The organism is Streptosporangium sp. NBC_01469, from assembly GCF_036227305.1.
In the GTDB taxonomy this organism is placed as follows: domain Bacteria; phylum Actinomycetota; class Actinomycetes; order Streptosporangiales; family Streptosporangiaceae; genus Streptosporangium.
This window is the reverse complement of the sequence record NZ_CP109465.1, coordinates 200148-214868: the sequence shown is the minus strand read 5'-3', so window position 1 is coordinate 214868 and position 14721 is coordinate 200148. Positions and strand designations below refer to the sequence as shown.

Below are 14721 nucleotides of genomic sequence, written 5' to 3'. Positions count from 1 at the left end.
CCGAGAGCTCTTCGCCGAGGGCCCCTCGCCGAGGGCCCCTCGCCGGGGGTGCTCCTCGCCGGGGGTGCTCCTCGGCTGAGGGCGCCCGGCTCCGGCGTCCGTCTCTCAGCTGGCGCTGTCGAAGTTGATCGCGCTGTAGGCCCGCAGCTTCCAGAGCTGGTGCTCGCTCTCGATCTTCCGTATCGTCCCCGAACGGCCGCGCATGACCAGGGAGTTGGTGATGGCCGCCCCCGCGCGGTAGCGGACGCCCTGCATCAGCTCGCCGTCGGTGATCCCGGTGGCCGCGAAGAACACGTCGTCGGACCTGACCAGGTCGTCGGTGCTCAGCGTGGCGTCGAGGTCGAGGCCCGCGTCCAGCGCCCGGCGGCGCTCGGCGTCGTCCTGCGGCCAGAGCCTGCCCTGGATGACGCCGCCCAGGCACTTGAGCGCGCACGCGGCGATGATGCCCTCCGGGGTGCCGCCGATGCCGAGCATCAGGTCGACGCCGGTGCCCACCCGGGCCGCCATGATCGCACCGGCCACGTCGCCGTCGGTGATGAGCCTGATCCGGGCGCCGGCCTCCCGGATCTCCCGGATGATCTTTTCGTGGCGGGGCCGGTCGAGGACGACCACGGTCACGTCCGACGGCACGCCGCCCTTGGCGCGGGCCACCGCGGCGATGTTGTCGGCCACCGGCGCGTTGATGTCGACCGACGAGGCGGCCTCGGGGCCGGTGACCAGCTTGTCCATGTAGAAGACGGCCGACGGGTCGTACATCGAGCCGCGCTCGCTGACCGCGATCACCGAGATGCCGTTGGGCATGCCGAGCGCGGTGAGCCGGGTGCCGTCGATCGGGTCCACGGCCACGTCACACGCCGCGCCGCTGCCGTCGCCCACGTGCTCGCCGTTGTAGAGCATCGGCGCGTTGTCCTTCTCGCCCTCGCCGATCACCACCACGCCGCTCATGGACACCGTGTTGATCAGCTGGCGCATGGCGTTCACCGCGGCGCCGTCGGCGCCGTTCTTGTCACCTCGCCCGACCCAGCGGGCACCGGCCATCGCGGCCGCCTCCGTGACCCGGACCAGTTCCAGAGCGAGGTTGCGATCGGGTGCGTGCTCTCCCGCGGCGAGGGCGTCGGGAACGGACGTCTCATCGGACATGGTGGGAAACCCCTCTCGTGGTTAATGCAACGATCGTAGTTGGCCCCCCTCTGACCGGTCGGCGGAGGATAATGTGCCCACCATGAGCAGCGACACGGAACGACTGGTGAAAGGCGTGGGTGCGCGGACCTCCGAACGAGGTGCCGCCACGCGCGTCGCGCTCCTGTCCGCCGCGAGGGAGATCTTCGTCACGAGCGGTTTCGCCGAAACCGGGGTCACCGACGTGGTCGCCCGCGCGGGAGCCAGTGTCGGAAGTCTTTACCATCATTTTTCCGGCAAAGCCGACCTTTACCTCACGCTTTTCGAGGAGTTCCAGACCCGTCAGACCCAGCGGACCAAGCAGGCGGTCCAGGATGCCAGGGCGGAGGGTGAGGGCGACCCGATGCGGCTGTTCATCGCCGGGGCCCGCGCCTACCTGGAGGGCTGCCTGGCCGAGCGGGAGATCTCCGCGCTGTTCCTGCGCGGAGACGGGCCGCCGGGGTTCGAGGTCATCATGCGCGACCGGCTCCGGCAGTGGGCCAAGCGCAACGCCGCCCTGTTCGAGGGCGACGAGGGAGCACTGGTCGTGGTCCTCACCGGCGCGCTCGCCGCCGCGGTCTCCGAGGTCGCCCTGTCCGACGACGAGGACGCCTCACGGGCTCTCGCCGAGGACGTGCTGACCATCATCGCCCAGATCCGCCGCCCCTGAGGACGGACCGCCCTCCCGAACGGATAGTGTCGACAGTCGTGCAAAGGTTCACTCAGGGCTTCTACGGCTATGTGGTCGCGATGGCGGTCTGTCTGGGCGCTGTCGGCCTGTTCCTGCTGATCACGCCGCAGAGCAGGACCGAGCACATCCCCAGGGTCGACTACTCGATCGCCCTCGCCGACCTGCGCCGTACGGCGCCCTTTCAGCTGTGGGCGCCCGAGCCCGTCGCCGCCGGATGGGTCCCGAACAGCTCCAGGAACACGAACGCCAACGGCGTCACGACCTGGAGGCTCGGCTTCGCCACCGCCAAGCGCTTCCACGCGATGCTCGCCCAGAGCGACGAGAAGCCCGCGGCCGAGTTCGCCAACCGGCTCTCCAACACCTCCACGGTCACCGGCACCGTCCAGATCAACGGCGTGACCTGGGAGCAGCGCCTCCGCGAGGACAAGGACCAGCGTTCCCTCGTACGCTTCCTGCCGGACGTCACGATCGTCGTCACCGGCACCGCCCCGTGGGACGAGCTGTCCACCCTGGCCGGGTCCCTCAAGCAGCAGCCGAAAAACACCTCCTGACGTCCGCCGTTCGGGCCTCGAGGTGGGGTGCCGCCTTCCCGCCAGCCGTTCGTGCTTCGGGCGGGTGCCGTTTTCCCCGTGCGCCCGTTCGGGCTTCGGGTGAGTGCCGCCCGTGCGCCCGTTCGTGCCTCGGGTGGGTGCCCGCTTTCCCGTGCGCCTGTTCGGGCCTCGGGTGGGATGACGCCTCCCCGTGCGGCGCGCAAGGCACGTCCCGGTCTTGACCGCGCCCGGCCTGTCCGCCTGTCCGCCCGTCCGGCGGTCAGGGGGTCAGGGGGTCAGGGGGTCAGGGGGTCGATCGCGGGATGGCGCCGACCCGGAGTGCCTGGGCCGGGCCGCTCAGAAGGGGGCGTCTCCGGCAGGGTCGGGTTGCCGCCGCTGCGCCATGGCCGCCGCGAGCTTCACCCTGGCCCCCTGGAGCCACTCCTCGCAGACCGCGGCCAGCTTCTCGCCGCGCTCCCAGAGCTCGATCGACTGTTCCAGCGTGAGCCCGCCCGCCTCAAGGCTGCGGACCACCTCGGTCAGCTCCTCGCGCGCCTGCTCGTACGACGGTGTCTTCTCATCGGCCACGCACCCCACCTTAGGTCGTGTCCCGGGGATCTTCAGCCGTGACGCCCACCCGGCGCGGCTCCGGCGCGGTCCCGGCCCTGTCCCGGCACGGCCTCACCGGTGACGGCCGCCCGGCGACGCCTCGCCTCGCCGTACCGTCCGCGGTTCCGTCCGCGGTTCCGTCCGCGGTTCCGTCCCCGTCCCCGGTTCCGGCACCGCCTGTGGTTCCGGCACCGCCTGTGGTTCCGGCACCGCCTGTGGTTCCGGCACCGGCACACCGCCGTCCATGGTCCGGCACCGGCACATCACCGCCGGTGGTTCGCCACCGGCACACCGCGCATCCGCGACGGCGTGATCCACGGCGTGCCTCCCCCGGCCGCTTCATCGGGGCGTACAGCTGGCACAATGCCCGGATGAGCGTTCGTGAGGCGACCCCGGAGGACATCCCCGAGCTGGTGCGTCTCCGTGAGATTCTGGCCGACCGGATGGCCCAGGACGGCAGCTACCCGATCGAAGAAGAGTGGCAGGGGGCCTACGCGGAGAGCCTTGAAGAGCGGCTGGGCAGCTCCGACACGGCCGTCTACGTGGTGGACGCCACCGGCGCGGGCCTGGCGGCCTGCGGGATCGGCCTCATCTTCCAGCGCTTTCCCGGCCCCTCCCTCCCCGACGGCCGCTACGGCTACGTCCAGGGCATGACCACCGACCCCCGGCACCGGCGCCGGGGTCACGGCCGGGCGATCATAGGGGCCCTCCTGGAGTGGTACCGCGGCAGCGGGGTCCGCAGGGTCGACCTGCACGCGACCTCCGACGCCGAACCCCTCTACCGGGAGTTCGGCTTCGTCGACGACGGCTATCCCTCGCTCACGTGGCGGTCTCGCTCCTGACCGTCACCCGGTCGTCGGGGAAACGCACCGTCAGCTCGTCACCGGGGGAGACCTCGCTCGCGAGCCGTACGACGTCGCCCGAGGGACGCTGCACGATCGCGTAGCCGCGCTCCAGCGTGGCGGCGGGAGACAGCGAGACCAGGCGGGCGCGCAGGTGTTCCAGCGAATCCTGGGCGCGGTCCAGGGAGGCGGTGAGGGAGCGTCTCGCCCGGTCCCTGAGCTGCTCGGCCTGCTCGGCCCTGCGTTCGACCTCGCGCACCGGGTCGGCGAGGGCGGGCCGGGAGCGGGCCGCCGCCAGCCAGGCCGTCTCGCGGTCGAGCCAGCCGCCCGCCACCCTGCGGCCCCGGTCGCGGAGCTGGCGGATCAGCGTCATCTGCTCGCCGACGTCCGGTACGACCTTCTTCGCGGCGTCCGTCGGCGTGGACGCGCGCACGTCGGCGACCAGGTCGAGCAGCGGATTGTCCTGCTCGTGGCCGATCGCGCTGACCACGGGCGTGCGGCACGCCGCCACCGCCCGGACGAGGGCCTCGTCCGAGAAGGGCAGCAGGTCCTCCATCGACCCGCCGCCCCGCGCGACCACGATGACGTCGACCTCGCCGTCCGCGTCGAACTTGCGCAGCGCCTCGGTGACCTCACCGACCGCGTACGGCCCCTGCACGGCCACCGGCTCGACCTTGAACCGCACGGCGGGCCAGCGGCGCCGCGAGTTCTCCAGCACGTCGCGTTCGGCGGCCGAGTCGCGACCGCAGATCAGCCCGACCGTGCCCGGCAGGAACGGCAGCCGCCGCTTCCTGTCGACACCGAAGAGCCCCTCGGACGCGAGCAACTGGCGCAGCCGCTCCAGCCGCGCCAGCAACTCGCCGACCCCGACCGGCCGCAACTCCAGCGCGGTGAACGCGAAGGAACCTTTGTTGACCCAGAAGTCGGGTTTCAGATGGGCCACGATCCTGGCGCCGTCGACCGGCCGGGGGAGGGTCGCCTCGTACACGCCGCGCGGGCAGGTGACCCGGGCCGACACGTTGGCCACCGGGTCGCGCAACGTCAGGAACACCGTGCCGCCGCGGGCGGTCAACTCGGTGATCTGCCCCTCGACCCAGACGGTGCCGAGCTTGCCGATCCAGCCGCCGACCATCTGCAACACCGTGCGAACCGGGAGGGGCTGCTCAGGGGTGGTCTTCGAGCTCATGGCCGGGAGCCTACGCGCCGGGCGTGACTATTCCGCGGTCTCCAGCTTGGCCAGGCGGTTCTCGTACATCCGCACGACGGCCTCGCGGTCGGAGGTGGCCCGCTCGTAGGCGATCAGTTCCTGGATCTGCGCGGCGGTCCTGCCGCGCATCCGCGCCCGCAGGGACGCGACCGTCAGCCCCGCGTAGCCCGGCAGGGGCTCGGCGGGTGTGGCGGCCGTCGCCGTGGTGGTGGTCGCGGCGGTCGTCACGGTGGAGGGCTCGGTCGCCGTGGTGGTCGTCGCGGTGGTCGTCTCCGGGGAGGGCCCGGCCGCGTCGGCCGCCTCGGGGGCCGCTGCCCTGGTCTCCGTCACCTCGATCACCGCGGCGTCCGAGGTCTCGGGCTTCGCGGTGTCGACCTTCGTGACCTCGACCTTCACCGCCGCGGGAGCCTCGGCCTCCGCCGTGGCACTCGCCGGGCTGCTCACCGTGGCACTCGCCGTGGCGCTCGTCAGGGCGCCGCTCTCCGTGCTCTTGCCGTTCTCCGTGTTCCCGGCGTTCCCGGCGTTTCCGGCCGCGACCTCCGCCGGGGCGGCCTTGGTGGTCTTGCGGGTCCTGGTCGCCCGGGCCTTCGGGGCGGCCTTGACCACCTCGGGTGCGATGGCCTCGGACTCCACGGCCTCGGGCACGGTGACCTCAGTGGCCTCGGTGACCGGAGCCTTGGCCTTGGCCCGGGTGGCCCTGGGCTTCCTGGCGGGGGCCTCGGCGACCGCGCTCGCCTCCACGGCCTGGGGCTCCACGGCCTGGGGCTCCACGGCCTGGGGCTCCACGGCCTGGGGCTCCACGGCCTGGGGCTCCACGGCCTGGGGCTCTGCGGTCTCGGGCTTCGCGACGGGAGTCTTGGCCTTGGTGGCCCTGGGCTTCCTGGTGGCGGGGGCCTTGACCTCGGCGACCTCGGCGGCGGGAACCTCGACCGGGGCGGTCTCGGTGGCTGTGGCCTCCGGGGTGACGCTCTTGGCGGCCTCGGGCTCCGCGGCCGGGACGTCGGCGACGGGGGTCTCCGCGACCTTGGCCTCGGCAGGCTCGGCAGGCTCGGCAGGCTCGGCAGGTCCGGCGCTCTTGGCGGTCTCAGCGGGCTCGACGGTCTCAGCGGTCTTGGCGGGCTCGGCGGCGGCCGGGGTTTCCGTGGTGACCGGAGCTTCCGTGGCCTTCACCTCGGCGGCGGCCGGGGCCTCCGTGGTGACCGGGGTTTCCGTGGTGACCGGGGCCTCTGTGGCCTTCACCTCGGTGGCGGCAGGGGTCTCCGTGGCGACGGTCTTGGCGGGCTTCGTCGTGGCGGTCCCGGACTCCGGGGCGGCGGGCGCCTCGGTGGTTCCGGCGGTGGCAGGGGTGTCGACGGCCTCGGCCTTGACCTCAGGAGCCTTGACCTCAGGAGCCTTGGTCTCGGGAGCCTTGGTCTCGGGAGCGGAGGGGGCCGCGGCGTCGGGCTTGGCGGGGCTGAAGATGACCGGCTCGGGAGCGGTCCTGGCCCCGTTGTTCTCGGCGGCGGGCCTGCTCGCGGCCTGTCCCGGGCGCGGCGCGAAGATGACGGGCTCGCGGCGGGTGGGCTTCCCCGCCTGGTCCGTGGTCTCCTCGCCGGTCTTCGCGGTCTGGTCGCCGACCGTCCCGACGGGCTCGTCGGTGGCCTCGCCCTGGCCGGAGGTGCCCTTGAACCTGCTCCGGACGCGGTCGCCGAGGAGCAGGGCCTGGCCGACCCCGCTCAGCGCGCTCTGCAACATGTGCATCGGCAGGTCTTTTGCCTTTTGTGTGACATTGCGAATCATGTCGGGGACTGACATGTCGTCTCCCTGGGAGGTCTGTATCGAGAAGGCTAGTGTGGCAAGACTTGTGCCGCATGAGCTTGTGGGACGTATGGGCTGTCTCGCGGGCGTGTCCACGTAGCATAAGAGCATGACTTCAGACACCCCCGCGACCCGACGCGTGCTAGTGGCGAAGCCCCGTGGTTACTGCGCGGGGGTTGATCGTGCGGTCCAGGCCGTGGAGAAGGCACTGGAGCAGTACGGCGCTCCGATCTACGTACGTAAGCAGATCGTCCACAACACTCACGTGGTCAGGACGCTGGAGCAGCGCGGGGCGATCTTCGTCGAGGAGACCGAGCAGGTGCCCGAGGGCGCCATCGTCGTCTTCTCCGCCCACGGGGTCTCCCCGGCGGTCCACCAGGAGGCCGCCCGGCGCAGCCTCAAGACGATCGACGCCACCTGCCCCCTGGTGACCAAGGTGCACAACGAGGCCAAGCGCTTCGCCTCCCAGGACTACGACATCCTCCTCATCGGCCACGAGGGCCACGAGGAGGTCGAGGGCACCGCGGGCGAGGCGCCCGACCACGTCCAGCTCGTCGACGGCCTGCACTCGATCGACACCGTGCGGGTCAAGGACCCCGAGCGGCTCGTCTGGCTGTCGCAGACCACGCTGTCGGTGGACGAGACGACCGAGACGGTCTCCCGGCTCAAGGAGCGCTTCCCCAACCTGATCGACCCCCCGAGCGACGACATCTGCTACGCCACCCAGAACCGCCAGGTCGCGGTCAAGGAGATCGCCGCCCAGGCCCAGCTGGTCATCGTCGTCGGCTCGGAGAACTCCTCCAACTCCAAGCGGCTGGTCGAGGTCGCCCTCGACCACGGGGCCGACGCCTCATACCTGGTCGACGACGCCTCGCTCATTGACGACGCCTGGTTCGAGGGCGTCACCACGGTCGGCGTGACGAGCGGCGCCTCGGTGCCCGAAGAGCTCGTCGCCGAGGTCCTGGCCCGCCTCGCGCGCAACGGTTTCGCGGACGTCGAAGAGGTCGAGTCCGTCCACGAGAGCGTGCGCTTCGCGCTCCCGCACGAGCTGCGCAGGGACCTGCGCGCCACGGTCTGATCCTGATCACGCCGCTCCGACCGAGCGCCTCTTTCAGAAGGTCCCTCTCCTGAGGGACGCCGCCGTCAGGCGCCTCCCTCAGGAGATCCCCCTCACCCGAGGGAGGTCCCCTCACCCAAGGGGCCTCATCATCGGATGCCTCCCTCAGGAGATCCCCTCACCTGAGGAACCTCCGAGGGCCCCCGAGGGATCCCGCCACGGGTGGGGTCTCGCGCCCGGCCGTCACTGCCCCTCGCGCGGGGTGCCGTACACCTTGGGCTCGAAGTATCCCTCGGGCTCGGGGGCGAAGGCGGTGCCGTCGCCGCCACTCCTGGGCCGGGGCACCGAGGCCCTGGACGCCTTGAGCTCCTCGCGCAGCTCGCGGACGCAGCGGGTCAGGCCACGGCGCCAGGCGATGACCAGCACCAGGAACGAGCCGCCGAACAGCCACGGGGCTCCCTGCGACAGCGCGGTGTACATGCCCAGGCCGAAAGCCTGCACGGGCGTGGCCGCGAACAGGGATCGGACCGCCTCGATGAACGCGGTGGTCACGAAGAAGACCAGGGGCGGGGACACCACCAGCGAGAGCAGGTCCCGGCGGTTCACGAGCGACGCGGCGGCCACACAACCGGCCACGAACGCCGCCCCGGTCAGCGCCGCCACCCCCAGCAGCGCCTGCAGCACGCTGCCCACCAGCGTGGACGCCAGTACGAAGGCCAGCGCGCCCCGGACGGTCAGCCGGATGCCCGCGGCCCGGTCAAGCTCACTCATGCGATCACCCCGCCGGCCTGCTGCACGCCGCCTCGCTCGTCCACCACTTGCCCCCTTGACCCTTGCCCTCGCGGAACCTCGCGGGCCCCCGCGCGGTCGATCCCACCGTCTCCAGTGTCCGGCCGCCTGAGCCTTCGGGGAACAGTTTCTAGGGCAGGTCGTTGGCCAACCTACCGTTCAGGCGGGATACGGGAGGCGAGCTTGGCTCCTCTTGCGTGAGTAGTTCCGGTGAGGTCAGGGCGCGCGGCAGGTCCTCGACCGCCTGCGGGGTGTCCAGGTCCGTCTCGACCAGTCCCAGATCGTTCAGCTTGCGGGCGCTCACCAGCACCCGGGTCTCCAGCGAGCCGACCGTCCTGTTGTACGACTCCACGGCCCGACTCAGCGAGCGGCCCAGGGCGTCGACGTTGCGCCCCATGCTGCTCAGCCGCTCGTACAGCTCCTTGCCGACCTCGAAGATCGCTCGTGCGTTCTCGCTCAGCGCGGCCTGCTGCCAGGCGTACTGCGCGGTGCGGAGCATGGTGATCAGCGTGGTCGGCGTGGCGATGTGGACCCGCCGCCGCATGGCGTACTCCAGCAGGGCGGGGTCGCGTTCCAGCGCGGGGGCGAGGAACGCCTCGCCGGGGATGAACAGGATCATGAACTCCGGCGCCGGGCTGAACGCCTGCCAGTAGGGCTTCGAGGCCAGCCGGTCGACGTGGTCGCGCACGTGCCGGGCGTGGGCGTCGAGCCGGGCCGACTGGTGGTCGGGATCGGCCGACTCGGCGGCCTCCAGGTAGGCGGCGAGCGAGACCTTGGAGTCGACCACGATGTTCTTGCCGCCGGCCAGCCGCACGATCATGTCGGGGCGCAGGACGCCGTCCGGAGTGGTGACGCTCACCTGCTCGTCGAAGTCGCAGAACCGCTGCATACCGGCGATCTCGGCGACCCTGCGGAGCTGGAGCTCTCCCCACCGGCCCCTGGCCTCGGGCCGCTGCAGGGCCCGTACCAGCGAGCTCGTCTGGGCGCGGAGCTGTTCGTTGCTCTCGCGGACGACGTCGATGTGCTTGGCCAGCTCGGCGTGGGCGGCCCGCTGGCCCGTCTGGGTGTCGCGCAGCTGTGTCTCGACGCGGGCGAGAGTGTCCTTCAGCGGCTCGATCAGGTGCTCGACGGCCTGCTTGCGCTGCTCCAGCTCGCCGACGGCCTCGGCCCGGTTGGCGGCCAGCCTCGTCTCCGCCAGCTCCAGGAACCGCAGGTTGTTGACGTCGAGTGCTCGGCTCGACAGGGCCTGGAAGCGTTCGGAGAGCTGTCCCTCGATGTAGACGACCTTCTCTTCGGCGATCTTCGCGCGGGCCTCGGCGTCGGCCAGGCGCGCTGTGACGTCCACGGCTCCCGAGGCGGCACGCGCCCGGCCCAGCAGGAACCCGATCGCGAGTCCCGCGGCGAGGCCCACCGCGAGCTGGAAGGAGAGAGCCATGACATCCACCCCGGCATGATTCCAGGCCCGGCCACTCCTGGCGCGCCGACACGCTCCCGGACCGGAACCGGCCCCGTCCGTCCCCGTGACTCCCACCTGTGACCTGTCCGTGGCGGGTAGCAGTGGGTCATTCCGCGTAAACTCGGCTCACGTGAGCCTGAGCATCGGCATCGTCGGATTGCCCAACGTCGGCAAGTCAACGCTTTTCAACGCGCTGACGAAGACCGCCAACGCCCTGGCGGCGAACTATCCGTTCGCCACCATCGAGCCCAACGTGGGCATCGTCGGCGTTCCCGACCCGCGTCTTGAGAAGCTGGCCGAGATCTTCGGGTCCGCGAAGATCCTGCCGGCGAAGGTCGAGTTCGTCGACATCGCCGGCCTGGTCCGCGGCGCCTCGGAGGGACAGGGGCGAGGTAACCAGTTCCTCGCCAACATCCGTGACACCGACGCGATCTGCCAGGTCATCCGGGTCTTCAACGACCCCGACGTGACCCACGTGGACGGCGGCGTCGCCCCCGGCCGCGACATCGAGACGATCAACACCGAGCTGATCCTCGCCGACCTGCAAACCCTGGAGAAGGCGATCCCCCGCCTCCAGAAGGAGGCCAGGACCAACAAGGACCGCAAGGCCGCGCTCGACGCGGCGGAGGCGGCGTTCAAGCTCCTCGACGGCGGCACCACCCTGTACGCCGGGGCCAAGGGCGCGGGCATCGACCCGAAGGACCTGCGCGAGCTGCACCTGCTGACGGCCAAGCCGTTCCTGTACGTCTTCAACCTCGACGCCGACGAGCTGGTGGACGAGAAGCTTCGGGCACAGCTGTCGGCGCTCGTCGCACCGGCCGAGGCCGTCTTCCTCGACGCGAAGATCGAGTCCGAGCTCGTCGAGCTCGACGACGCCGAGGCGCTGGAGCTCCTGCAGTCCGTCGGCCAGGAGGAGTCGGGCCTGACCCAGCTGGCCAGGGTCGGCTTCGAGACCCTGGGCCTGCAGACCTACCTGACCGCCGGGCCCAAGGAGACCAGGGCCTGGACGATCCGCAAGGGCGCCACCGCCCCCGAGGCGGCCGGGGTCATCCACACCGACTTCCAGCGCGGCTTCATCAAGGCCGAGATCGTCTCCTTCGACGAGCTCCTGGAGACCGGCTCCATCGCCTCCGCCCGCCAGGCGGGCAAGGCCCGCATCGAGGGCAAGGACTACGTCATGCGCGACGGCGACGTGGTGGAGTTCCGCTTCAACGTTTAGCGCGTTGACCACGAGCGATGTAGCAGGGCGTCGAGCTTCGCGGCATTCCGGGACCAGGGCATCCGGGAAGCGTGATGGGACCTGGCCGGGGATGGTGGCGCCCCCGCCGGCCTGAACGGCCCAAGTGGACGGCGCCCCCGCCTCCCTCCGAAAGCGGGGGCACCGCCGCGACCGGCGTTCGACGACGCCAGGCCCGGGGCGTCGTCCGGTCGCGCCTGGCCCCGCGAGCGGCCCCTGGTCACGCACCACCGCTCACGGGAGTTCGGACGCGACGACATGGTCTGGATCCGCCCGCCGAGATCGCCCATCGCCTGGAACTTGACGAGGACATCCAGGTTGTCGTACGCCGCAGGACGTTCCTCGTCGACGGCCTGCCCGAGGTCCAAGAGCCGATCGTGGCCGCAGACGGCCACGAGTTTCGATACGAGGTGAGGATGCGGTGACGACACTCACCGTCGGCGCCTGCCTGTCCCTCTCCGGCAAGCACGCCCGCTTCGGCAAGCAGGCCCAGCTCGGCTTGGAGGTCTGGCACGCCTCGAACAGCGCGCTGGACCTGGTGATCCAGGACGACCAAAGCGACCCCGCGGTCCTGCGGGCATCGCTCCGCGGCCTGTCGGATCGCTGCGACATCCTGCTCGGCCCGTACTCGACCCAGCTGATGCGCGGGGCCGGTGACCTCGCCGCCGAGCTTGGCCGCCTGATCTGGAACCACGGCGGGTCAGGTGACGATGTCGAGGCGGCCAACCCCGGACACGTCATCTCGGTGCTCACGCCCACCAGCCGATACGCGGAGCCGTTCCTGCGGCATCTGGCCGGCACCGAGGCGCTCCCCGTACGGATCGTCTGCGGCAAGGGCGGTTTCGGCCGGCAGGTGGCCGCCGGTGCCGAGGTGATCGCGCGTTCCCTCGGCATCGACACGGTCCGGCTCGGCCCCGGGGATGACCTGCCGCAGACAGCCGGAGGCGGTTGGGGCCTCCTCTGCGCGGGTGCCTTCGAAGAGGACATCGAGACGATCAGGCGGGCCAGATCACTGCCTGCGCCACCGCGGACGGTGTGCGCGGTGGCGGCGGGCGTCCGCGAGTTCGGTCGGGCGCTCGACGACCCCCGCGACATCTACGGGGTCGGACAGTGGTTCCCCGGCACCGGAGACCCGGCCGAAGTGGGCATCGGCGAACCTGACTTCCTCGCCGCCTACCAAGACCGCGCCGGGGTGCTCCCCGACTATCCAGCCGTTCAGGCGGTGGCAGCCGCGATCATCGCGACCCACTGCGCGACGGCGGCCGGCGGCACGGGACGCGACGCCCTGTGGTCGGCCGCCGCGTCATTGGAGACGACCACGCTGTTCGGCGCCTTCAAGATCGACCCCCACACCGGCATGCAACTCGGCCACCAGCCGACGCTCATCAGGTGGGACTCCGACGGGCCCGCGGCGGTCTGAGGTTCAATCCGCGGCGATCGGCTCGTCCGCGGGCGGGGGATCCTGGTGTTCGGCTGACCTACCCGGTTCGCCGTTTCCTTCGGGCGGGGGAGACCTCCGAGGGGACGACCTGGCTGGTCGAGGAGAGTGGACGAGGATATTTCGGAGGGTGTGACCCTAGGTGACGTATTTTGTGTTAAATGCGCAGGTCGCGACAGTCCGGGGGCTGTCTAGTTAGCAATGGGTGGCGTTTGAGTAATCAGCCCACGCGCTGGCCAGGGGTAATGCGCTTTTCACCGGTCATCGGCGGTATCGGCGGCCTCGCCGAGGTTCCAGACCCGGTTTGCTCAGTCATCACGATGCCTGCAGCATAGGCGTGGCTTTCCTGGAAGAATCGGCTGGGCGGCTAGAGTAAGTGCGTCACCATGGCCAACGGGATCGGCAGCAATACGACACCGCACCGGCCGAGGATTGACGCGAGCGGAGGCGTGATGGCTCGAAGGTCGACGGTCCAGCGTGATCCCCGGATCGCTGGCGACCCTGAGCTGTCGGCATACCCGGACTTCCCCGACGATTCCGACCTCGATCGCGCTCCGGCGCGCGGGCGGGGCGCGTCGCGCGGACGCTGGTCCGGTGGGGGTGGCCGCTGGCTGGTGTGGACCGGCCGTGCCGTGCTCTGGGCGCTCATCGTCGTCATCGTCGTGAACGGGGTCCGCGCGCCCTTCGAGCGCTTCACCCAGCAGAACGCCCCTTCGAACGTGGTGCCCGCCTCGGGGAACGGCTTCCCCACGGTCCAGGCCTCAGCCTTCGCGGCCCAGTTCGCCGAGGTCTACCTGAACTTCGACGGCGCCCGCCCCTCGGAGAGGGAGTCGAGACTCGCCCCCTACCTGCCTGAGGGCGCCGAGGCGCAGTTCGGCTGGGACGGTTTCGGCAAGATGAACGCTGGAGCGGTGCAACCGTACGGGATCGAGGTCGTCGACACCGACAACGCCGTCGTCACCGTCGCCTACCAGTCGGAGAACCGCCGCCAGCTCCTGTCGGTGCCCGTCTACCGCGACCGGGCCGCGGAGAGGTTCGTCGTCGCCGGGCGTCCGGGCATCCTGCCCGCGCCGAGGGCGGCCGACCTGCCGCCCAAGGGCGCGCCCGAGCGCGACCGCGCCGCGGAGCAGGAACTGCGCACCACGCTGGAGGACTTCTTCAGGGCGTACGCGGGTGACACCACCGCGCTGCAGCAGTACGCCGACGCCGGGGTCACCCTGCAGGGGTTCGGGGGCGCGTTCACCCTCCTGCAGCTCAAGGACCTCGCCGTGCCCCTCGGCGGGGGAACCACCCGCGAGGTGACCGCGACGGTCACGTGGGGAGTGCCGTCGAAGGCGACGCCGTCCACCGATCCGGAACCAGCCGATCCCGGCCAGGCGGAAGGCAAGCTGGAACAGTCCTACTTGCTCACCATGGTCAAACAAGGTGACAAGTGGTTCGTCAAGGACATCCGCGGCGCATACCGATCTGTGGCGGGGTAACGCATGATCGAATGGTGCCGGTCCACGGTGAGCAGAACCCCCCTGATCGATGAGCCGTCGGTCCGGGTTCCCGCGCTTACGCGCCGCGGACCCGTCGCCGCCCGGCGGGCACGATCGTGAGTACGGAGGACAAGAAGTGATTCTCAAGACCATGCTGCTGAGCGCCATAGAGCTCGCTCAGCCCACAGCTCCTCCGGCAGGCGTCAACACCGAGGGCCTGGCCGACTTCCTCCGCAGCTTCTTCGCACCGCTCTTCCTGGTCATCGTCTCGGTGGTGGCCCTCTTCTTCCTCTTCACCCGTGAGATCACCAGATTCGTCCAGTTCATCATCCTGGCGATCGCCATCGGCGTGATCTTCTACGTTCCGAACATCATCGAGGTGACTGCCAAGGCGATCGCGGGCGCGCTGGGCATCTCGGGGGGTTGAGA

The 14721-nt window shown here is 70.7% G+C and carries 14 protein-coding genes; 8 read left to right on the top strand and 6 right to left on the bottom strand.

What is annotated here, in order from left to right; all coding sequences use genetic code 11:
* Positions 1-105 precede the first annotated feature (105 nt).
* Positions 106-1140: a class II fructose-bisphosphatase gene (gene glpX, locus OG587_RS00960; protein WP_329085902.1), complete on the bottom strand. Its 1035-nt coding sequence runs from the start codon at positions 1138-1140 to the stop codon at positions 106-108.
* A gap of 82 nt (positions 1141-1222) precedes the next feature.
* On the opposite strand from glpX, the gene OG587_RS00955 reads away from it, so the two are divergent.
* Positions 1223-1828, top strand: coding sequence for a TetR/AcrR family transcriptional regulator (locus OG587_RS00955; protein ID WP_329085901.1), 606 nt, complete (start codon positions 1223-1225; stop codon positions 1826-1828).
* 38 nt (positions 1829-1866) lie between these two features.
* Positions 1867-2400: a DUF4245 domain-containing protein gene (locus OG587_RS00950; RefSeq protein ID WP_329085899.1), complete on the top strand. Its 534-nt coding sequence runs from the start codon at positions 1867-1869 to the stop codon at positions 2398-2400.
* A 336-nt stretch (positions 2401-2736) separates the two neighbouring features.
* On the opposite strand, the gene OG587_RS00945 is transcribed toward OG587_RS00950, so the two are convergent.
* A complete protein-coding gene (locus OG587_RS00945) occupies positions 2737-2967 on the bottom strand; it encodes an exodeoxyribonuclease VII small subunit (protein ID WP_329085896.1) in 231 nt (76 codons plus the stop codon).
* A gap of 392 nt (positions 2968-3359) precedes the next feature.
* Here OG587_RS00945 and OG587_RS00940 point away from each other — a divergent pair, with 392 nt between their 5' ends.
* Positions 3360-3830 carry a GNAT family N-acetyltransferase gene (locus OG587_RS00940; protein ID WP_329085894.1) on the top strand — a complete coding sequence of 157 codons (471 nt, stop codon included), beginning with the start codon at positions 3360-3362 and terminating at the stop codon, positions 3828-3830.
* Here the strand turns inward: OG587_RS00940 and xseA are convergent.
* Positions 3808-5016, bottom strand: a complete 1209-nt coding sequence (gene xseA, locus OG587_RS00935; RefSeq protein ID WP_329085893.1) for an exodeoxyribonuclease VII large subunit — start codon at positions 5014-5016, stop codon at positions 3808-3810. The two genes, OG587_RS00940 and xseA, sit on opposite strands and share 23 nt — an antisense overlap.
* A 27-nt stretch (positions 5017-5043) precedes the next feature.
* Positions 5044-6831, bottom strand: a complete 1788-nt coding sequence (locus OG587_RS00930) for a hypothetical protein (protein ID WP_329085892.1) — start codon at positions 6829-6831, stop codon at positions 5044-5046.
* A gap of 112 nt (positions 6832-6943) precedes the next feature.
* Here OG587_RS00930 and OG587_RS00925 point away from each other — a divergent pair, with 112 nt between their 5' ends.
* Positions 6944-7912, top strand: a complete 969-nt coding sequence (locus OG587_RS00925) for a 4-hydroxy-3-methylbut-2-enyl diphosphate reductase (protein ID WP_329085890.1) — start codon at positions 6944-6946, stop codon at positions 7910-7912.
* Between the two features lie 222 nt (positions 7913-8134).
* Here the strand turns inward: OG587_RS00925 and OG587_RS00920 are convergent, their stop codons facing one another.
* Both OG587_RS00920 and OG587_RS00915 read right to left on the bottom strand, forming a co-directional pair.
* Complete coding sequence (locus OG587_RS00920; protein ID WP_329085888.1) at positions 8135-8662, bottom strand: DUF6542 domain-containing protein; 528 nt, start codon at positions 8660-8662, stop codon at positions 8135-8137.
* A gap of 148 nt (positions 8663-8810) precedes the next feature.
* On the bottom strand, positions 8811-10115 hold the full coding sequence (locus OG587_RS00915) for a DNA recombination protein RmuC (RefSeq protein ID WP_329093689.1): 1305 nt from the start codon (positions 10113-10115) through the stop codon (positions 8811-8813).
* Positions 10116-10266: 151 nt separating this feature from the next.
* On the opposite strand from OG587_RS00915, the gene ychF reads away from it, so the two are divergent.
* From ychF to OG587_RS00895, 4 genes are all read left to right on the top strand, one after another.
* Complete coding sequence (ychF, locus tag OG587_RS00910; protein ID WP_329085887.1) at positions 10267-11355, top strand: redox-regulated ATPase YchF; 1089 nt, start codon at positions 10267-10269, stop codon at positions 11353-11355.
* Between the two features lie 439 nt (positions 11356-11794).
* A complete protein-coding gene (locus OG587_RS00905) occupies positions 11795-12793 on the top strand; it encodes an ABC transporter substrate-binding protein (RefSeq protein ID WP_329085885.1) in 999 nt (332 codons plus the stop codon).
* A gap of 470 nt (positions 12794-13263) precedes the next feature.
* Entirely contained in the window at positions 13264-14292 is a 1029-nt protein-coding gene (locus OG587_RS00900; RefSeq protein ID WP_329085883.1) for a conjugal transfer protein, read from the top strand.
* A gap of 151 nt (positions 14293-14443) precedes the next feature.
* The gene (locus OG587_RS00895; RefSeq protein ID WP_329093688.1) at positions 14444-14719 is read left to right on the top strand and encodes a hypothetical protein; all 276 of its coding nucleotides are present in this window, start codon (positions 14444-14446) and stop codon (positions 14717-14719) included.
* The last annotated feature ends 2 nt before the right edge of the window (positions 14720-14721 follow it).